Source organism: Streptosporangium vulgare (assembly GCF_042428775.1).
In the GTDB taxonomy this organism is placed as follows: domain Bacteria; phylum Actinomycetota; class Actinomycetes; order Streptosporangiales; family Streptosporangiaceae; genus Streptosporangium; species Streptosporangium vulgare.
In genome coordinates this window covers 246611-266237 of record NZ_JBHMBS010000007.1, presented here as the reverse complement: position 1 = coordinate 266237, position 19627 = coordinate 246611, and the positions used below count along the sequence as shown (strand labels likewise).

Sequence of the window (19627 nt, the reverse complement as noted above, 5' to 3'; positions counted from 1 at the left end):
GACCCTCGCCCGTTCCCGCCGCGTCCCACCGCGTTCCGGCCGCGCCCCTGTCGGAGCCGGTCAGACCAGCCCGCAGTGGCGGCACCGGCCCCGCCTGCGCAGGTGGTACGCCAGCGTCGCCACACCGAGGGCCACGGCCCAGATCGGCCAGTACGCCATCGGACTGCTCAGCCAGGCGGCCGGGTCGGTCCAGTCCGTGACGCGCACCACCTGCGCGCCCGCCGACAGCAGCACGGCCGTGACCACCGAGGCGAGGGCGACCGGAAGGGCGGGCGGGACGCGCCTGCCCGCCAGTCCGACCACCCAGCGGGGCCAGATCTCACCCCAGCGGTGCACCAGCCCGAGCGTGAGCACCCCGCCGGCCGCCGCGAACGTCGCCAGCCCCGCCCCTGCCCACACCAGGCCCGTTTCGTGCAGCCAGCGCAGTTCCTCCTCCGAGAACAGCAGAGGGATGTTCAGCGCCCACGCCCAGCGGACCACGGCGTAGAAGAGCGGGACGACGAAGGCCGTGTAGGCCGCCCAGCGCCCCCATCTGGCCGCCGAGGCGGGTGTCGTCCAGATGGCGCTCCCGCTCGCGGAACGGCCGCAGCCGCCGCAGGCATCGCCGGTGCGCCGCTGGAAGGCCAGTGCCGCGCCCGCCCACAGCAGCCCCCCGGCCAGGCAGATGATCAGGTTCAGCACCGGCCAGGGCAGCGCGACCTCGAAGTAGTCGACGTCCGGCCAGCCGAACGGCAGCCCGGCCAGGACGATCGGAACGTATCCGAGCGCGATCATGATTCGGGCGTCCGGGACGAGAGCGACAAGTGTCACCGCGATGGCCCAGGCCGTCGCGAGCACCGCGACGCGGGCCGCGCCGCGCGGCCGTACCCGGGCCATGACCAGCGCGAGCACCGCGCCCGTGAACCCGAGCGCCGCGATGACCGGCGCGGTTCCCGACGCCGTCGCGCCGCCCAGCCACGACTCCGCCCTGGCGTCGGGGACATCGCCCTCGCCGAAGGGGAAACCCGCGCCGCCCCGTGCCCAGTGGAGTCCGAGGCAGCCGTAGGCCAGCGACCACGCGCTCGCCGCGTACGCCGCCCAGCGGGGCCACCGGGGGGTCACCTTCCGGTGGTCCGTAATCGTTTCGTCCGTGGTCGTTTCCATGGATCGATCGTCGATCGACGGAGCGCGCCGTGCCCATCTGCCGTTCGGTGGATTTCGCCCGGCGAACGTCGTGCTCCCTCTCCCTTTCGGGGGATCCGCCGCGGCCGGGCATCCCAATAGGGTCAATCCATGGACCAGGTCGCCGCGTTCGTGGCACTCGCCATGGTGATCGTGGCGTTCGTGCCGCGCGTGCCGCCCGCGTGGCCCGCCGCGGTGGCCGGGGCGATCTCGATCGCCGTCACCGTCGCGCATCCGCTGGCCGGGTGGCGCGGCGACACCGTCCCCTGGGGGCCGGCAGAGGTGTCGCCCCTGCTCGTGCTGACGTTCATGGCCGCCAGGCGCGCGCCGGCCCCTCGGGCCGTCACCTCGGCCGGGCTCGCGGGGAGCGCGGTCGCGCTGATGCTCGTGCGCGCGCTCTGGCCCGGTGACCTCACGTTCACCGTCGTGGCCTGCGCGAGCTGGTCCCTCCTCGCGGTCGCGGCGGCGGGGGCCGGCCTCTACGTGCGCGTGCTGGACAACGGCCGGCGCCGCGCGGTGGCCGAGGCCAGACGGACGCAACGGCTCGTGCTCGCCCGCGACCTGCACGACTTCGTCGCCCACGACGTGAGCGGGATCCTCGTGCAGGCGCAGGCCGCCCGGCTCGTACCGGAGCCGCTCCCGCCGCAGGTGGCCGACGCGCTGCGGCGTATCGAGGAGGCGGGCCAGCGGGCTCTGGCCGCCATGGACCGCACCGTCCAGATGCTCCACGAGGCCGACGAGACCGGACCGGACCCGACGGAACCGCTGCCCGGGGTCGACGGCCTGGCGCGGCTCGCCGGCGGATACTCCCCGTCGGTGCGGGTGGACCTCTCGGTCGATCCCGGGCTGGAGCGGCGGCTCTCCCAGGAGACTTCCGCCACCGTCTACCGGGTCGCGACGGAGGCGCTCACCAACGTGCGCCGCCACGCCCCCGCGGCGACCTCCGTCGCGATCACCGTAACCCGGGTGGGAGAGTCGGTCCGCGTGCGCGTCGACGACGACGGCGGCGGCGGTCACTCGCAGGCGGCCCGCCGCGGGGGCTTCGGCCTGGTCGGGCTCACCGAGCGGGTCGAGGTGCTCGGCGGCTCGCTGTCGGCCGGGCCCGAGCCGGGCGGCTGGCGGGTCGAGGCGCTCGTGCCCGCCCACCCGCCGTGGCGGCCCCGGCACACCGGAACACGCGCGAGCCGTCAGGCCGCCGGTCGAGGAGAGCCGGCATGACCACCCGGATCCTGATCGCCGACGACCAGGAGGACGTGCGGATCGGCTTCCGGCTCATCCTCGACTCCCAGCCCGACATGACGGTGGTGGGGGAGGCCGCCGACGGCCACAGCGCCGTCGGCCTGACCCGGTCCCTGCGGCCCGACGTGGTGCTCGCCGACATCCGCATGCCGAGGCTCGACGGGCTGGAGGTCACCCGGGTGCTGGCCGGGCACACCCGGGTGATCGTCGTGACGACCTTCGACCTCGACGAGTACGTGCACACCGCGCTGCGCAACGGCGCCTGCGGCTTCCTGCTCAAGCGGTCGGGCCCCGCCCTGCTCGTCGAGGCCGTCCGGGCGGCCATGGCCGGTGACACGCTGATCAGCCCGCAGGTCACCGTCCGCCTGCTGGCCCACCTCCGAACGCCCGCCGCGCCACCCGGGCCACCCGGGCCACCCGTGCTCGCCGAGCCGCTGACGGAGCGGGAGCTGGAGATCGCCCGTCTGGTCGCCCACGGCCGCACCAACGCCGAGATCGCCACCGAGCTGTTCATCGGCTCCGGCACGGTGAAGACCCACGTCGCCAACGTCCAGCGCAAGCTCGCGGTGGCCAACCGGGTCGGCATCGCCGCCTGGGCGTGGAGCTCCGGCACCGTCACCGGTCCGTAGCGCGCGCCGGCCGCACCACGAGGGCCACCCCCGCTCCGCCCCGCCCCGACCCGCGTCCCGGAGCCCGCAGTCCCGGGGCCGGGGCGGCGGTTCAGTCGAGGATCTGGACGTATCCGCCGGTTCCGTGAACGCGGATCCGCTGCCCGTCCCGGATCAGCCGGGTGGCCCGCTCCACGCCCACGACGGCCGGCAGGCCGTACTCCCGCGCGATCACCGCCCCGTGCGTCATGAGGCCGCCCACCTCCGTCACCAGTCCGGCGACGGTGACGAACAGGGGGGTCCAGCTGGGGTCGGTGTAGGCGGTGACCAGGATGTCGCCCGCCTCGAGGTCGGCCCGCGCCATGTCCGTGACGACGCGGGCACGGCCCTCGACGGTCCCGGCCGAGACCGGGAGTCCGATCAGCGCGCCGGGAGGGACGTCCTCACGCCGATATCGGCCGGTGACGGCCTCGCCGTCCGAGGTGAGGATCCGGGGCGGGGTGAGCACCTCGTACGACCGGAACGCCTCCCGCCTCTCCAGGACGAGCCCGGCGTCCACCTCGCCGGTGCGCATGACCTCCCGCAGTTCCTCGAACCGGAGGAAGAAGACGTCCTCCCTCTCGCGCAGGGTGCCGGAGCGGACGAGGCGATCGGCCTCCCGCAGCAACGCCTGCTTGTAGACGAAGTAGCGGCTCACCATGCCGTACTTGGGATACTCCCGGTATCCGGCGAAGGCGCGGACGCGGTCGATCATCCGCTTGGTCTCCTCGGCCTTCCGCTCCCCGTCGGGCAGGGCGCGCAGTCGCGTCAGAAGTTCCCCCTCCTTCCGTCGTGACTCCAGGCGTCCCTGCTCGAAGCGTCGTTCGCCGGCGCCGGGCTCGAAGTTCTTGATGTTGCCGAGGATGGCGGGCACGAGCGTGGCGGGACGCTCGCTCCAGCGCGTCCTGGTGATGTCGATCTCGCCCGCGCAGCGCATGCCGTACTCGTCGAGGTAGCCCCGGATGGCGTCACGCGCCTCCCGCCCGCCGTCCAGCCCGGCCAGCTCGTCCAGGAAGCCGTCGCCCTCCCGGCCCTCGTCCGCGACGCGGTGCAGGAACGTCACGACGTCCGCGTGCGGCCGGATCGTGTCCGCGACGTCGAGGAGCGCCAGCCCCATCTCCGACGTGACGTTGTGGGGGACGGACTGCGTGAGCGCGTCGGCCGCGTTCTTCTCACCCAGCCACGCCTCGAGGTGGTCGTTGAGCCACCAGGCCGCCTCCATCCCAGCCATGATCGCCTGGTGACTCCGCGGGGAGAACAGGGTGCGCTTCAGCTCCGCGATGTCGGCCAGGACGAAGTCGAGCAGCGCCGTCCCGGACAGGGCCTGGATCTCGCTCCGCAGGGTGGCGACGGACGCCTGACTCTCCCGGATCAGCTGGGTGACGACGGCCGGATCGGCCTCGATCGGGGCGGGCGGGTCACCGGCGGGCGCGGCGGCGGAGTCGTCGTCGGGGAGCGAGCGGACGAAGTCGCCGCGGTCGAGGATGGTCTGCAGCGCGTCCCGGATCAGCGGGTCGGACTTCCCCAGGGTCCCGATGAGGTTCGCGCGCCCCGCGGGCGTCGCCAGGATGGGGGCCACGTCGACGAACAGCCGCCCGCCCGCCTCGTGCATCGGCCGCGGGGTCGTCAGCTGCCACAGGGAGAGTCCCAGCGGCTTCATCGCGTCGGTCATCATCTGCTGGTGACCGACGGAGACGTAGACGTGGTTCTCCTCGTCGCCGGTCTCGGGGACGGGGAACAGGGTGGTGATCGCCCGGCTCTGGACGAGGTGGAAGTCGTCGCCGGCCAGGCACCACTCGATGTCCTGGGGCCTGCCGAAGTGCGCCTCGACGCGCCGGCCCAGCCGTACCAGGCGCACGACCTGCTCGTCCGTCAGAGCCGGCCGCGTCTGCCGCGGCGGTTCGACCGGCGCGTCCCGGGTGCCGCCTCCCGGCGACGCCTGGACGGACCGCGACTTGGTGGCGACCGCCGTGGTGAGGACCTGATCGTCGCGCACCGTGTAGACGTCCCCGGCGACCAGGCCGGAGACGAGCGCCTCGCCGAGTCCCCAACCGGCCTCCACCGTGGCGATCTTCCGGTTCGAGGTCACGGGGTCCGCGGTGAAGAGGATCCCGGCCGCGTCCGGGAACACCATCCGCTGCACGACCACGGCCATCCGTACCCGGCGGTGGTCGAAGCCGTTGCGGCTCCGGTAGGTGATCGCCCGCTCGGTGAACAGCGAGGCCCAGCACTTCCGGACGTGCCGGAGGATCTCCGGCAGGCCCGTGATGTTCAGGTACGAGTCCTGCTGGCCGGCGAAGGACGCGGTCGGCAGGTCCTCGGCCGTCGCGCTGGAACGCACCGCGTAGGCGGCCCGCTCCCCGAGGCGGGCGAGCGACTCGCCGATCGCCACCGCGAGATCGTCGGGAACCGTGAGTCCTTCGACGGCACGGCGGATGTCGGCGCTCAGAGCGCGGATCGCCGCGTGGTCGTCCGGTTCGACGTGTGACAGCAGGTCGAGCTGGGCGCCGATCGACGGCGCCTCCGCCACGACCCGCTGGAAGACGTCCGTCGTGACGCAGAAGCCGTCCGGCACGCGGATGCCGTCGATTCGCGAGAGCTCGCCCAGGTGCGCCCCCTTGCCGCCGACGTCCGCGATGCTCGTCGAGTCGATCTCCTCGAAACCCAGTACACAGCGCAATTCCGTTGCTCCATCGTTCGTCGGTCCGATTCGCAACGGGCAGTATGAGGTACTTTTCGGCGTCTCATGAGGCGCGCGGATCTGATAAAAAATGAAAGTGGCGGGAAGTGTCGCGCACGGTCCGCCCCGGCCTCGCCCACACCGGCGTCCCGGGCCGCCGTTCACCCCCGCCCCCCTGCCGATCACCTCGGGCCCTCCCCCACGCTCCGGTGACGCTCGGACAGGACGGCCGATCCGCGCCTCACCGGTGAGCTCGCCCGTCCGTCCGCCGCGGGCCGCCGGCGACGTGGAGTTCGACGGCGACCGTCCGTGCTCTCAGCCGGTGTGCAGGACCCGGAAGCGACCGGGTTCCGCCGGGTCCCGATCGACGACCTGGATCGGCGGCCAGGCCCACTGCCAGACGCCGACGCCCGGCACGCGGGAGAACCGGATCCGCCCGCGGGTGCCCTCGACCTCGACGCGCGGCCAGGATCCGGCGGTGCGCGTCCGGTCCGCGCCGTTCGACCGCAGCACCTCGGCGAGGACGGTGACCGTGTCGTAGCCCTCGAAGGCGACGAAGGAGGGCGCCTCGGCCAGCCGCTCGCGAAGGGCCGTCTCGACTCGCGCGCCGAGCTGGCCGAGGCGCTCGGGCAGGTAGCGCAGGAACGGGATCGCGGTGCCGTCGTCGCCCAGCGCCGTCGTCCATTCGGCGAACTCCGGCTGCCCGGCCGGAGCACCGATCACGATCCCGGCGAGACGCCGGTCGCGGCGGACGGACCTGACGATCGGCACCGCCGGCTCCGGGTGGCCGACCAGGAGAAGGAGGGCTGTCGCGCGGTCGCCGGCGAGTTCGTCGCACAGGGCCGAGGGGGTGAGCGCGCGCATGTCGAGTTCGGTGACGGTGCCGCCGCGTGGAGCGAGGTGGTCCCGCAGGATGCGGGCCCCGGACGCCCAGTAGACACTCGGCTCCGCCGCCACGGCGATCCGGCGGTGGCCCGCGCCGAGGAGGAAGTCCGCGTAGATCCGCCAGCCGTGGGACTGCGCCGGGGCGAGGCGCGCGACCCGTTCCGTCGGCTGTTCGGTGAGCGCGTCGAGGACCGCCGACGAGCACAGGAACGGCAGGCCGAGGGCGTCGGCCCTGGCGGCGGCGGCGCGGGCGACGACGCTGTGGTACTCCCCCGCCAGGGCGGCCACGCCCAGGCGGGCCAGTTCGTCCACGGCCGCCGCGGCCCTTCGCGGATCGGCCGCGGTGTCTCTGACCACCAGTTCGAGCGGTCTTCCGGCGATCCCGCCGGCCTCGTTGACCTCGCGAACGGCCAGTTCGAGTCCGGCGAGCAGGTGCCGGCCCGCCCCGACCCAGCCGGGCCGGGTCAGCGGAACGAGGGCGCCGATCCGGACGGAGGATCCGTCGGTCCGCTCCGCTCCCGGCGATGGTGGCGTGTTCATGCGCTGCGTCTCCCCTGTGATGATCCGGTCGTGATTTGCCCGGATCCGGCCTCGTTACCGATGGACTCGCCTATTCAACCGTCTCGGGGTGTCGCTTCCGCAGGGCCTGATGACGGCGTTCCGTGGTGCCCGGCGTCGCGGGCGAGCGGGATCCGCCCGTGAGCGGGCCGTCGCGGAGGAGCCGGCGGGGGGCGGGTTTCCGGTAAAGGCATGGAACGGAGCGAAAGACCGGAAACGGAGGAGAAGGCCAGGAAAGGTCAAGAAGGAGCACGCCATCCGGTCCCGATGGGCCGCGCTCCCTTGACAGCCCAGTATTCCTACCTGAATAGTATGGATATATTCGAGCCGCCGCGGGACGCCGCCGAGCCGCGCGGATTCTCACCAGCCTCGACCGCGAGGAGACCCTCCGATGCAGGAATCCCCCCACCGTGCCCCTCGGCCTGTCCCCCGGAGTTCCCCCGGTGGTCCGGGTGCCGAGGTGCTGTCCCGCCTCCCCGGCCTGTCACGACGCCTCTTCCTCGGCGCGGCCGGAGGCGCCGCGCTGACCGGGCTGCTCGCCGCCTGCGCGGGCGGCACAGGTGGCACGGGCGACCCAGGCGACACGGCGAGCGCGGGCGGCGGCCCCCGGACGGTTCCCGCCTCCCCGCCGGGCACCCCGAAGACCGGCGGCACGCTGCGCGCCGGCTCTCCCCCGCCGCCCACCGCGGTCGACCCCGTCACCATGTACGACGGCTCCGCGATCGCGATCGTCCAGCTGGTGGCCGACTACCTGATCTGGCTGGACAGGGACTTCAAGCTCGTACCCCGCCTGGCCGAGAGGTGGGAGTCCGAGGAGGGGGGCGAGCGCTGGGTCTTCTCCCTCCGCGAGGGCGTCACCTTCTCCGACGGCACGCCGCTGGACGCGAAGGCGGTCAAGGCCACCTTCGACCGGCTGCTCGACCCGAAGAGCAAGTCCGCGGCCGCGGCGGCGTTCGACTCGGTGCTGGCCAGGGGCGGGATCGGCGTCCGGGACGACTCGACGGTCGTCTTCACCCTGGAGCGTGCCTTCTCCGACTTCCCGTACCTGGTGTCGGCGGGAAACTACAACGCGGTGATCCTCAAGGAGGACTACGCGGGCGACTTCACCGCCAGGCCGGTCGGCACCGGCCCGTTCCTGCTGGAGTCGTACGACGCCTCCAGCGGCGCGGTGTTCAAACGCAACCCGAAGTACTGGGAGCCGGGCAAGCCGTACCTGGACGGCGTGCGGATCACCTTCTACGCCGACGACCAGGCGGACCTCCTCGCGCTGCAGAGCGGCGAGATCGACACCCAGATCCTCAGCCGCCCCGCGCTGGTCGGGCCGCTCAAGGGGCTCGGCGGCACCGTGGTCGACCAGGTCCAGGGCACCGGCCTCACCGCCTTCACCCTGCGCGTGGACCAGGCGCCCTTCGACAGGAAGGAGGTGCGCCAGGCGATCGCGTACGCCCTGGACCGGCCGGGGGTGAACGCGGGCGTCTACGACGGCATCGGCGCGCTGGGCAACGACCACCTGTTCGCCGCCCTGTTCCCGGCCGCGCCGCCGGACGTGCCGCAGCGGGCCAAGGACCCGGCGAAGGTCGCGTCGCTGCTCGCCGCGGCCGGCGTGGAGAGGCTCTCCTTCAAGCTGACGTACGACCCGCCGAGCAAGGACTACGCCCTCACCGTGCAGGACCAGCTCAAGCAGGTAGGCATCGAGGTGGAGCTCGACCAGCGCACGTCCGGCGACTTCTACGGCGGCGACCAGGAGAAGGACACCCCCTGGCTGTTCACCCCGGCCAACCTGGTGGGCTGGGCCGGGCGCGCGGTGCCCAGCCAGTTCATCATCCCGATGGTCAAGAGCGGCGGCGTGTGGAACGGCTCGAAGTACGCCAACCCCGCGCTGGACGCCGCCACCGACGCCTACGACTCGGCGACGACCGACGAGGAACGCAGGACCCAGGCCGCGATCATCGCCAAGGCGCTCCACGAGGACGTCCCGGTGATCATCGCGGTCTGGAGCGGCGCCGTCCGGGCGTACGCGGGTGATCGCTTCACCGGCGTGTCGGCCCATCCGTCGAGCTATGTCGACTTCAGCTCGGTCTCGCGGCTGTAGGCGGGATGAGTGGCATGAGGCGATTCCTGCTCCGGCGGCTGGCGGCGATCCCGCTCACCCTGCTCGCGGTGTCCCTGCTGGTCTTCGCCGCCACCGAGCTGGTCCCCGGCGACGTGGCCCGCACGATCCTGGGCCGCGAGGCGGGCGAGGAGGCCGTGGCGCGGCTCCGCGAGCAGCTGGGGCTCGACCGGCCGCTCGCCGACCGCTACGCGGACTGGCTGTCGGGGTTCTTCACCGGTGAGTGGGGCGACTCCCACACCCTCGGGGTGCCGGTCCGCGATCTCGTCCTCGGACGCCTCGCCGACTCCCTGATCCTGGGCGGGCTGGCGTTCGCCCTGCTGGTCCCGGTCGCGGTGACGCTCGGGCTGGTCGCCGGGGTCAACCACGACCGCCCCGCCGACCGGGTCATCAGCGTCACCGGGCTGGCCCTGGGCGCCATACCGGAGTTCGTGACGGGGGTGGTGCTGCTGGTCGTCTTCGCGGTGCGGCTGCGCTGGTTCCCCGCCTCGGCCCAGGCGCCGGACGGCGCGACGGTCCTGACCCGGCTCGGCCACCTGGCGCTGCCGGTGACCTCCCTCGTCCTGCTGTGCACCGGCTACGTCGCCCGCCACGTGCGCGCGAGCACCGTGGCGGCCGTGGAGAGCCCGTACGTCAGGGCCGCGGAGCTGCGCGGGCTCGGCCGGGCCCGGGTGGTGCGGCGGCACGTGCTGCGCAACTCCACGGTGCCGGCCACCAGCGCGCTCGGCGTGCAGCTGCAGTTCCTGCTCGGTGGGCTGGTCGCCGTCGAGCTGCTGTTCAACTACCCGGGCATCGGCGACCTCCTGCTGCGGTCGGCGGTCGACAAGGACCTGCCGACCCTGCAGGCCACCGCGATGGTGCTCGGCGTCCTCTACATGTCGATCATCCTCGCGGCCGACCTGGCCTACCGCCTGCTCGACCCCCGGGTCCGGCTCGGGGGGGCCGCCGCGTGAAGGGGCGTACGAGGGGTCCGGCCGGTGAGCTTTCGGCCCGTGAGCTTTCGGTCAGTGAGCTTTCAGCCGGTGAGCGCCCAGTCAGTGAGCGCCCGGTCGGTGAGCGCCGGGAGACACCGGGTGCCGGGCACGGGAGGGAGTCCACATGAGCGCCGTCACGGCGGGCGGGGTGCGGCGGCGGACGGCCGGGCGTGACTTCCGCGTGGCCCTCGTCGCGGGCGCCGCGCTCGTGCTGGCCTGGGCGGTCGTCGCCGCGTTCTGGCCGCAGCTGGTCCCCTACGACCCGCAGCAGCACGACCCGCTGAGCCGCTTCCTGCCCCCGGGCCCCGGACACTGGCTGGGCACCGACCAGTTCGGCCGCGACACCTTCTCCAGGATGCTCGCGGGAGCCCGCCCGGTGCTGCAGGTCGCGCCGCTCGCGACCGCGCTCGCCGTCGTGGCGGGCACCGCGGTCGGCCTGGTGGCGGGGACGTTCGGCGGCCTGGTCGACGAGATCGTCATGCGGCTGCTCGACGCGGTCGTGGTCTTCCCCGCGATCATCGCCGCGGTGCTGTTCGTGGCACTGGCGGGCCGTTCGGTGACCGTCATGGTGCTGGTCGTCGCGGGGTCGTTCGTGCCCATCGTGGCCCGCAGCGTCCGCGCGGCGACACTGGTCGAGCGGGAGAAGGCGTACGTCGAGGCGGCCAGGTTGCGCGGGGAACGCCCCTGGTCGCTGATGCGGCGGGAGATCCTCCCCAATGTCGGCACGACCGTGCTGGTGGAGGCGACCTCCCGGTTCGGCGACGCGATCTTCGCCGCCGCCACGCTGTCGTTCCTGGGGCTCGGCCAGCCGCCGGGCTCCCCCGACTGGGGGGCGTCGGTCTCGGACAACCGCGTCTGGCTCCAGCTCGCGCCCTGGACCGTGCTCGCCCCCGCGCTGGCCATCGCCTCGCTGGTGGTGGGGACAGCGCTCGTCGCCGACTCGCTGCGCGGCAGATGGGAGGCGTCGTGACCGGGGCAAGAGCCGGAGGACCTCGTCTCCCGGCGCCGCGGGAACCCGTGGCCCGGGGCGTCGACCTCACGCGACCGCGCGGGGAGGACCCGCACGGCCACGGATCCCGACCTGATAAGGGCGAACCGGCGGGCCGGGGACTGCGGGTGACGGGGCTGTCGGTCTCCTACCGCACGGCACGCGGCGAGGCCCCGGCGGTGACGGACGTCTCCTTCGACGTCGCCCCGGGCGAGACGTACGGGATCGTGGGCGAGTCGGGGTGCGGCAAGACCACGCTGAGCCGCGCCCTGGGCCGCCACCTTCCGCCGGGCGGGTCGATCACCGGCGGCGGGGTGACCGTGGACGGCGTCGAGGTGCTCGGCCTCTCCCCCGCGGACCTGCGGCGCTGGCGGACCACCTCGCTCGCCGTCGTGCACCAGGAGGCGGGCAGCTCGCTCGACCCGACGATGCGGATCGGCGCGCAGCTCGCGGAGGTCCTCGGACTGCAGGGACGCGGCCGGGCCGAGGCGCGGAGGGAGGCGGTCTCGCTGCTGGCCAGGGTGCGGCTGCCCGACCCGGCCGCGATCGCGCGGCGCTATCCGCACCAGCTCTCCGGGGGCCAGCAGCAGCGCGTCGTGATCGCCGCCGCGCTGGCCACCCGCCCCCGGCTGCTCGTCCTCGACGAGCCGACGACCGGCCTGGACGCGACGGTGCGGCACGAGATCCTCGGCCTCCTCTGGGCGCTGCGCGCGGAGACGGACGCGGCCGTGGTGCTGATCAGCCACGACCTGGCACTGGTCGGACGCCTGTGCGAACGCGTCGGCGTCCTGTACGCGGGGCGCATGGTCGAGGAGGGCCCCGCGGCGGAGGTGATGGCGGGCGCGCGGCACCCCTACACCTCGGCGCTGCTGGCGAGCGTCCCCCTGCTGGGCGTCTCCCGCCATACGCGAGAGCTCGCGGCCATCCCGGGCCGGCCCCCTGTTCCCGGCGAGGAGGTCGGCGGGTGCGCGTACGCGCCCCGCTGCGCCCTCGCCGACGACCTCTGCCGGGAGAGGACGCCAGCGCTGGAGACCGCCCCCGGCGGGCGGCTGGCCCGCTGCCACCACACCGACCGGCTGCTCTCGGCGCCCGGTCCTCTTTCCGAGGAGCTACCTGGCTCGCCCTTCGAAGAGCCGACCGATGTGCCCGGTTCGCCTTTCGAGGAGCCGTCCGGTGCGCCTGGTTCGCCCTTCGGAAAGCCGACCGGTTCGACCGGCGCCCCCTTGGAGCCGACCGGCCCGGCCGACGGTACGGACGCCCCGCGCGGGGTGCCGCTGCTGGAGGTGCGCGGACTGACCAGGAAGTACGGCCGGACCGCCGTCGTCGACGGGGTCGACCTGACCATCGGCCGCGCCGAGGTCCTCGGCCTGGTCGGCGAGTCGGGCAGCGGCAAGACGACGCTGGCCCGCGCCGTCGCCGGGCTCGGACCCCGGGGAACGGGGACGATCGCGCTGCACGGGCGGGAACTGGCCGCGACCGTGGGACGGCGCGACCCGCGCGACCGCCGCCGCGTCCAGATGGTCTTCCAGAACCCCGAGACGTCGCTGAACCCCGGCCACACGATCCGCGTGATCCTGACCAGGGCGGTCCGCGGGCTGGGCGGTTCCCGCACCGCCGCCGAGCTGGCCGCGCGGACCGACCTGGACGACCACCTGCTGGACGTCCGTCCCGACCGGCTCTCCGGGGGCCAGAAGCAGCGGGCCGCGATCGCCCGCGCCTTCGCCGGGGATCCCGAGCTGGTGGTGTGCGACGAGCCGGTCTCGGCCCTCGACGTGAGCGTTCAGGCGGGCGTGCTGCGGCTGCTGTCGGAGCAGCAGCGGCTGACCGGGACGTCGTACCTGTTCATCTCGCACGACCTCGCGGTCGTCGGTTACCTGGCCGATCGGATCGCGGTCATGTACCGCGGCCGGATCGTCGAGGAGGGGCCCGCCGGGCGGGTGCTCTCCGGTCCGCACCACCCGTACACCGCCTCACTGGTCGCCGCGTCGCGAGCCCGGCTGGACGAGCCGGAGAGCACCCACCCGGCGCTGAACGGTCCGGAGAGCACCCGCCCGGCGGGAGGGCCGACGAGAGAGCCGGTGGGAGAGCCTGCGGGGATCGTGCGGGCGAACGGGGCCACACGGGCGGGCGAGACCGCGCGAGCGAGCCGACTCGGGCGGACAAAACAGGTCGCGTGGGCGAACCAGATCGGGTGGACGAACCGGATCGGGTGGGCGAACCGGATCGGGTGGGAGCGCGCGAACAGGCCGGAGGGCGCGACCGGGTGCGGGTTCGCGGACCGCTGCCCGCTGCGGATCGAGGGGCTCTGCGACGCGGTGGACCCGCCGGTGGCGCGCACCGGTGACGGCCACACGGTCCGCTGCCACCTCGACGCGGGCGACCTCCCGCGAACCACCGTCCCGGTGACGGCTCCCGATCCCCGGAACACCCGGCACGCCCGAGACGCCCCGGACACCCGACACACCCAAGACACCTGAGGCAAGGAGGACGGATCGCCCTAGAACCCGCCCTGTTTTCCCACCAGCCCGTACGGAGGCACCAATGTCATCGAAACTCGCGGTACCCGAACAGGAATTCGCCCTGCTGCCCGAGATCGCCGAGAGCCTCGGCCTGACCGGCCCCGATCCGCACCGCGTCCAGCGCCGCTGGGTCACCGTGGTCAGCGGTGGCCATGTCAGCGGCATCACCTGGGACACCGGCCCGGCCGAGATCGTCCTGCTGCACGAGGCCCGCCGCAGCGCCCGCTCCTGGGACCGGCTGCTGCTCGCGCTCGGCCGTCCCGCCCTCGCCCTGGACCTGCCGGGCCACGGCCGGTCGGGCTGGCGCGGGAACGGCGTCTACTCCCCGCGCAGGCTCGCCCCCGCGGTGAGCGAGGCCATCCGGTCCTTCGCCCCCGCCTCGAAGGTCGTGGCCGGCGCCGGTCTCGGCGCGCTGACCGCGATCGCGCTCACCGCCCGCTCGCCCGACCTGGTACGGGCCCTGGTGCTGCTGGACACCCTCCCCGGCACGCCGGGAGAGCCGGGCGTCGCGCCCGGCCGCCACGCCTCCAGGGAGGAGGCGCTCGACCGGCTCAGGGAGACGAGGCCGGACGCCGCCGAGGAGGACCTGGTCGCCGACGTCCGCTACGAGACCGTCGAGGAGCCGGACGGGACCTGGACCTGGCGCCACCACCTGGGAAACCTGCCCGCCGAGGCGGCGGCGCACCTCGGCGACGAGACCCTCTGGGAACAGCTGGAGGTCCTCTCCGGGTACGAGGTGCCCATCCTGCTCGTCCGTCCCGCCACCGGCGGCCGGGTGAGCGACGCCGCCGCGGGCGAGCTCCTGCGCCGGGCCCCGTCGGCCCGGCTCGTCACGGCGACAGGCCCGGCCGAGCAGGCCGCGGTGCTGCGCGAAACGCTCGACACCATCCAAGGGAGAACCGCATGACCGCCCAGATCCCCGTCATCGACCTCGAACTCGCCCTGAGCGACGACGCCCCCGAGGAGCTGATCGCCTCGGTGCGCGCGGCGGCCGAGCAGGTCGGCATCATCCAGGTCGTCAACCACGGCGTCCCCGCCGAGCTGATCGACGACTTCCACGACAGGATCGGCCGCGTCCTCGCCCTGCCCAGGGAGGAGAAGGCGAAGCTGGCCAGCCCGACAGGGCACCCCTACCGGGGCTGGCGGCAGTGGCCCGACGACTTCGGGCGGCTGGAGCTGGAGCGCTTCAACATCGGCCAGTTCGACACCGTCGAGGAGGCGAAGGCCGCGGGACTGTCGGAGGAGTACGCGCAGCTGTACGCCCACCCCAACGTCTGGCCGCCGCAGGAGCCCGGCCTGGCCGCGGTGACCAGGCTCTACCACGACGCCTCGGTCGGCGTGGCCGAGCGGGTGCTCGCCCTCTACAGCCGGGTGCTCGGCGTGCCCCTGTCGACGTTCCCGATCTCCGGGCGCCCCTACTACACGAGCTTCGTCGTCAACGACTACCCGACCTGGACCCACGAGGACACCGGGACGGACGACGACAAGCTGCTCCTGCTGGAGCACGCCGACGGTTCGGCGCTGACCGTGCTGCACCAGCGCGGCGACTACGCGGGACTGCAGGGGCAGGCGCCCGACGGGAGCTGGATCCCGGTGCCGATCGTGCCCGGAGCCCTGCAGGTCTTCTCCGGCCACATCCTCACCAAGTGGACGAACGGCCGGCTCCGCCCCGGCAGGCACCGCGTCGTGGCGGGCGGCACGGTCACCCGGCGCTCCACCGGCGTCTTCTGGCACCCCAGCCTCGACACGGTGATCGAGCCGCTGGAGCCGTTCGTCGGCCCCGAGGGCGGCGACTTCGAGCCGGAGCTGCTGTGGGACCAGGCCGGCGGGCAGGTCGAGGAGTACCTGCGGGTCTTCGGGCGGCCGGACCAGATCGCGGCCTGGCGCGAACGCAGGCCGTACGTCGCGGAGCTCACGGAACTCGCGGAGGCGTAGGCCGTGCCCGCGTCGGGAACGTTCAACTGGGAGACCGGCGAGCGCTGGGTACGCGGCATCAAGGGCGACGTCACCGTCGTCGACAGCCGCGCCCCGGTGCTGGTCTGGGAGGCGTCGCATCCGGTGCCCCGCTACGCCTTCCCCGAGGCGGAGGTCCGCTCCGACCTGCTGCGTCCGGCCGCCGCCCCGCCGACCGGTGTCCACGAGGGGTCCACGGTCTTCTACGACCTGGTGATCGGCGGCGAGACCGTCGCGAACGCCGCGTGGAGCTACCCGGCCCTGCCCGGCCACATCGCGTTCGAGTGGTTCCAGCACGGTGGCGAGGTACTCGAACACTGGTACGAAGAGGAGGAGGAGATCTTCGTCCATCCCCGTGACCCGTACAAGCGGGTCGATCCGGTGCCCAGCTCGCGGCATGTCAGGGTCGAGATCGACGGCAGGGTCGTCGCGGACACCCGGCGCCCGGTGCTGCTGTTCGAGACGGGCCTGCCCACCCGCTACCGGAGCCATCCGCGACGCTGCGTATTCACGCCGGAGGTAAGGCGGACCCTCACATGTGATAGGCCGGGAAGCGCAATTCACCATCATGATGGATCGGTGCGCGGTACGTTGCTCAGGTCAGGTACCGCCGGGCGGGCGGGAACGGGGTTCGTAAGAGCTCGAAAGCCTGTGGAGACTCGGTAAGACCATCTCGGTGGCTCAGGTCGGTGAAGCAGGAAGCCACAGGGGTGTCGCGCGAGCGGCACGGGCTGAGTCTTCGGCATTCGTGCCGAAGAGCACGTCAATACATTCCGCCGGAGGACGTGGACCTCGAGCTGTTCGAGCCAGGCCCATGACGCTCTTCACCGAGCGCCTGTCGGACGCATGAGAGCGCAGGGGCGTGTTCCCTGCGCTCTCATGCGTCCCCCATGTTCCCCCGCATTTTCTCCATTATCCCGATCTGGCCCTCGACCACACCTCCCCGGCCCCGCCCATGGGCGGCCCACCGGCGGCCCCGCCCCCGGGCCCGCCGAGACCCGGGGCCCGTCCACGGCCCCTGCCGGAGGGTGCGAAGCTGGTACGACCGGTGTCGCCGGGGGCGGCGCACGGCCGATGGCCGGTTCTCTGTGGGAGGTAAGTCGTGTCGGACGAGTTCGACGTGGTGGTTGTGGGCGCTGGGCCCGCGGGCGAGAACGTCGCCGACCGCGCGGTCAGGGGAGGGCTGACCGCCGCGATCGTCGAGAGGGAGCTGGCCGGCGGCGAGTGCTCCTACTGGGCGTGCATTCCCAGCAAGGCGCTGCTGCGCCCGGTGGAGCTGGCCGCCGAGGTTGCCCGGGTGCCCGGCCTCACGCCGGGCCCGATCGACACCGCCGCCGTGCTCGCCCGGCGCGACGAGGCGGTGTCCCACTTCGACGACGCCGGCCAGGTCGAGTGGATAAAAAACGTGCCCGCCGAGTTCGTTCGCGGACATGGGCGGCTGGACGGCCCCAGGCGGGTCGTGGTGACCGCGAAGGACGGCTCGGTCCGCACGCTGACCGCCCGGTGCGCGGTCGTGCTCGCCACCGGCACCGGCGCGGCCGTCCCGCCGATCCCCGGCCTGGCGGAGGCGTCGCCGTGGACGAGCCGCGAGGTGACGGCGGCGAGGAGCGTGCCTGGGCGGCTGGCCGTGCTGGGCGGCGGTGTGGTGGCCTGCGAGATGGCCCAGGCCATGCACGGGCTCGGCGCCCGGGAGACGACCGTGCTGGCGCGCAGCGGGCTGCTCGGCAGGATGGAGCCGTTCGCCGGGGAGCTGGTGGCCGCGTCGTTCGCCGAGGCGGGCATCACGGTGCGCACGGGCGTCAAGGTGACGAGGGTCGAGCGGCCCGCGCCCGGCGGCCCGGTGACGGTACACCTGTCCGAGGGCCCGCCGGTGGAGGCCGACGAGCTGCTGGTGGCCACCGGCAGGCGTCCGGCGACCGGCGACATCGGGCTGGAGACCGTCGGGCTGGAGGCCGGGAGCACGGTGAAGGTCGACGACAGCATGCGCGCCACCGGAGTCTCCGACGGCTGGCTGTACGCGGTGGGCGACATCAACGGCCGCGCCCTGCTCACCCACATGGGCAAGTACCAGGCGCGGGTGTGCGGCGACGTCATCGCGGCGCGGGCCAAGGGCGAGCCCGACGACCTGCCGGGCCTGCGCGACCTGGCGGACGCGTACGGCGCGCCGCAGGTCGTCTTCACCGACCCGCAGGTGGCCTCGGTCGGCCGGACCGAGGCGGAGGCCCGCGCCGAGGGGTTCGACGTCCGCGTGGTCGAGTACGACCTGGCCAAGGTGACGGGGGCCTACCTACAGGGCGAAGGCTACCGGGGCAAGGTCAAGGCCGTCGTGGACGAGCGGCGCCGTGTCCTGCTCGGGGTGACCTTCGCCGGCCCCGCCGTGGGCGAGATGCTGCACTCCGCGACGATCGCGGTCGTCGGCGAGGTGCCCCTCGACCGGCTCTGGCACGCCGTGCCGTCCTTCCCCACGGTGAGCGAGATCTGGCTGCGGCTGCTGGAGACGTACGGGCTCTGACCCGGCCGCACCCGGGCTCCGGCCTGGCGTACGCGGGTTCCGGCCCCGCGTCCGGGCCGTGGGAGGCGCCGCCTCCCACGGCCCGGACCGTCGCCATCGTCACCGGCACCGCCCGGCGCATCACCCGCGCGGCGGCGTCGTGCCTGTCGTGGCCGTCGTGCCTGTCGTGCCTGTCACCGCCCGGCCTTCTCCGCGTCCTTCGCGAGGGCGCGGCCGATGACCAGGCGCTGGACCTGGTTGGTGCCCTCGACGATCTGCAGGACCTTGGCCTCCCGCATGAGGCGCTCGACCGGGAAGTCCTCCACGTACCCGTAGCCGCCGAGGACCTGGACCGCGTCGGTGGTGACCTTCATGCACATGTCGGTGGCGAAGAGCTTCGCCATCGCGGCCCGCGTGCCGTACGGGCGACCGGCGTCGCGCAGCCGGGCGGCGTCCAGGTAGAGGGCGCGGGCGGCGGCGATCTGGGTGGCCATGTCGGCGAGCATGAAGCCGACGCCCTGGAAGTCGATGATCCGCGAGCCGAACTGGCGGCGCTCGGCGGCGTACGCGGTGGCGGTCTCGAAGGCCGCCTGGGCCACGCCCACGGCGCAGGCGGCGATGCCGAGCCTGCCGCCGTCCAGTGCGGCCATCGCGATCCGGAAGCCCTCCCCCTCGGAACCCAGCAGGGCCTCGGGCGCCAGCCGCACCCCGTCGAAGCGGACCTGGGCCGTCGGGGAGGACCTCATCCCCATCTTCCGCTCGGGCGCGCCGAACGACAGCCCCTCCGTCCCGGCGGGCACGTGGAAACAGGAGATGCCGCGCGCGCCGTCGGCCGAGGTGCGGGCCATCAGCGTGTAGAAGTCGGCGGCGCCGCCGTGGGTGATCCAGGCCTTCACACCGTCGACGGTGTAGCCGGTCGAGCCGCCGTCCCCGGGAACCGCCCTCGTCGTCAGCGCGGCGGCGTCGGACCCAGACTGCGGCTCCGACAGGCAGTACGCGCCCAGCCACTCGCCGCCCAGCATCTCGGGAAGCAGCGCGGCACGCTGTTCGGCGGTGCCGTAGGCGGCCACCGGGAAGCACGACAGCGTGTGGACCGACAGGCCGAGCCCGACGGCGAGCCAGCCCGCCGCGAGTTCCTCGATCACCTGCAGGTAGACCTCGTACGGCTGCGCCGCCCCGCCGTGCTCCTCGGGGTAGGGCAGGCCGAGCAGCCCCGCGCGGCCGAGCGTGGTGAACACCTCCCGGGGGAAGCGCCCGGCGGCCTCGTCGGCCGCGGCCCGGGGCCCCACCTCCTTGCCGATCAGGTCGCGGACCAGGTCCAGGAGGTCATGGGCGTCGCCGGTCGGCAGAACGCGCTCAACGGTCATCTGAGTCCTTCCAGCGTGGAGACCCGCCCCAGGGTTCGCGGGGAGGGGGTCGCGC

General features: G+C 73.6%; 14 protein-coding genes. 10 read left to right on the top strand and 4 right to left on the bottom strand.

What is annotated here, in order from left to right; translation table 11 throughout:
• Positions 1–60: 60 nt before the first annotated feature.
• Positions 61–1143, bottom strand: coding sequence for a hypothetical protein (locus ACFFRH_RS17510; protein WP_386157745.1), 1083 nt, complete (start codon positions 1141–1143; stop codon positions 61–63).
• Positions 1144–1272: 129 nt separating this feature from the next.
• Between ACFFRH_RS17510 and ACFFRH_RS17505 the strand changes: the two genes are divergently transcribed.
• Entirely contained in the window at positions 1273–2379 is a 1107-nt protein-coding gene (locus ACFFRH_RS17505) for a sensor histidine kinase (RefSeq protein ID WP_344744875.1), read from the top strand.
• The gene (locus tag ACFFRH_RS17500) at positions 2376–3029 is read left to right on the top strand and encodes a response regulator (protein ID WP_386157741.1); all 654 of its coding nucleotides are present in this window, start codon (positions 2376–2378) and stop codon (positions 3027–3029) included. The genes ACFFRH_RS17505 and ACFFRH_RS17500 overlap by 4 nt, the downstream gene beginning before the upstream one ends.
• Positions 3030–3120: 91 nt before the next feature.
• Here ACFFRH_RS17500 and rph read toward each other — a convergent pair whose 3' ends face one another.
• The gene (gene rph, locus ACFFRH_RS17495) at positions 3121–5727 is read right to left on the bottom strand and encodes a rifamycin-inactivating phosphotransferase (protein WP_386157738.1); all 2607 of its coding nucleotides are present in this window, start codon (positions 5725–5727) and stop codon (positions 3121–3123) included.
• A 315-nt stretch (positions 5728–6042) separates the two neighbouring features.
• The gene (locus ACFFRH_RS17490) at positions 6043–7152 is read right to left on the bottom strand and encodes an ABC transporter substrate-binding protein (protein ID WP_386157735.1); all 1110 of its coding nucleotides are present in this window, start codon (positions 7150–7152) and stop codon (positions 6043–6045) included.
• A 478-nt stretch (positions 7153–7630) separates the two neighbouring features.
• Between ACFFRH_RS17490 and ACFFRH_RS17485 the strand changes: the two genes are divergently transcribed.
• From ACFFRH_RS17485 to ACFFRH_RS17450, 8 genes are all read left to right on the top strand, one after another.
• Entirely contained in the window at positions 7631–9262 is a 1632-nt protein-coding gene (locus ACFFRH_RS17485) for an ABC transporter substrate-binding protein (protein WP_386157733.1), read from the top strand.
• Positions 9263–9276: 14 nt separating this feature from the next.
• Positions 9277–10233, top strand: coding sequence for an ABC transporter permease (locus ACFFRH_RS17480; protein ID WP_386157731.1), 957 nt, complete (start codon positions 9277–9279; stop codon positions 10231–10233).
• Between the two features lie 145 nt (positions 10234–10378).
• Positions 10379–11224: an ABC transporter permease gene (locus tag ACFFRH_RS17475; RefSeq protein WP_386157729.1), complete on the top strand. Its 846-nt coding sequence runs from the start codon at positions 10379–10381 to the stop codon at positions 11222–11224.
• A 146-nt stretch (positions 11225–11370) separates the two neighbouring features.
• Positions 11371–13719 carry a dipeptide ABC transporter ATP-binding protein gene (locus tag ACFFRH_RS17470; protein ID WP_386157726.1) on the top strand — a complete coding sequence of 783 codons (2349 nt, stop codon included), beginning with the start codon at positions 11371–11373 and terminating at the stop codon, positions 13717–13719.
• A gap of 64 nt (positions 13720–13783) precedes the next feature.
• Entirely contained in the window at positions 13784–14668 is an 885-nt protein-coding gene (locus tag ACFFRH_RS17465; protein WP_386157724.1) for an alpha/beta fold hydrolase, read from the top strand.
• Positions 14665–15696 carry a 2-oxoglutarate and iron-dependent oxygenase domain-containing protein gene (locus ACFFRH_RS17460; RefSeq protein WP_386157721.1) on the top strand — a complete coding sequence of 344 codons (1032 nt, stop codon included), beginning with the start codon at positions 14665–14667 and terminating at the stop codon, positions 15694–15696. The genes ACFFRH_RS17465 and ACFFRH_RS17460 overlap by 4 nt, the downstream gene beginning before the upstream one ends.
• Positions 15697–15699: 3 nt before the next feature.
• Positions 15700–16380, top strand: coding sequence for a DUF427 domain-containing protein (locus ACFFRH_RS17455; protein ID WP_386157718.1), 681 nt, complete (start codon positions 15700–15702; stop codon positions 16378–16380).
• Between the two features lie 436 nt (positions 16381–16816).
• Positions 16817–18226 (top strand): dihydrolipoyl dehydrogenase family protein, encoded by a 1410-nt coding sequence (locus tag ACFFRH_RS17450; protein ID WP_386157715.1) that lies wholly within the window; start codon positions 16817–16819, stop codon positions 18224–18226.
• Positions 18227–18399: 173 nt separating this feature from the next.
• On the opposite strand, the gene ACFFRH_RS17445 is transcribed toward ACFFRH_RS17450, so the two are convergent.
• Positions 18400–19572 carry an acyl-CoA dehydrogenase family protein gene (locus ACFFRH_RS17445; RefSeq protein ID WP_344745662.1) on the bottom strand — a complete coding sequence of 391 codons (1173 nt, stop codon included), beginning with the start codon at positions 19570–19572 and terminating at the stop codon, positions 18400–18402.
• Positions 19573–19627 lie beyond the last annotated feature (55 nt).

Bases quoted from the DNA above. Each gene is read 5' to 3' on its own strand.
- ACFFRH_RS17510 (WP_386157745.1), bottom strand. From the start codon at position 1,143: ATGGAAACGACCACGGACGAAACGATTACGGACCACCGGAAGGTGACC.
- ACFFRH_RS17505 (WP_344744875.1), top strand. From the start codon at position 1,273: ATGGACCAGGTCGCCGCGTTCGTGGCACTCGCCATGGTGATCGTGGCG.
- ACFFRH_RS17500 (WP_386157741.1), top strand. From the start codon at position 2,376: ATGACCACCCGGATCCTGATCGCCGACGACCAGGAGGACGTGCGGATC.
- ACFFRH_RS17490 (WP_386157735.1), bottom strand. From the start codon at position 7,152: ATGAACACGCCACCATCGCCGGGAGCGGAGCGGACCGACGGATCCTCC.
- ACFFRH_RS17480 (WP_386157731.1), top strand. From the start codon at position 9,277: ATGAGGCGATTCCTGCTCCGGCGGCTGGCGGCGATCCCGCTCACCCTG.
- ACFFRH_RS17475 (WP_386157729.1), top strand. From the start codon at position 10,379: ATGAGCGCCGTCACGGCGGGCGGGGTGCGGCGGCGGACGGCCGGGCGT.
- ACFFRH_RS17465 (WP_386157724.1), top strand. From the start codon at position 13,784: ATGTCATCGAAACTCGCGGTACCCGAACAGGAATTCGCCCTGCTGCCC.
- ACFFRH_RS17460 (WP_386157721.1), top strand. From the start codon at position 14,665: ATGACCGCCCAGATCCCCGTCATCGACCTCGAACTCGCCCTGAGCGAC.
- ACFFRH_RS17445 (WP_344745662.1), bottom strand. From the start codon at position 19,572: ATGACCGTTGAGCGCGTTCTGCCGACCGGCGACGCCCATGACCTCCTG.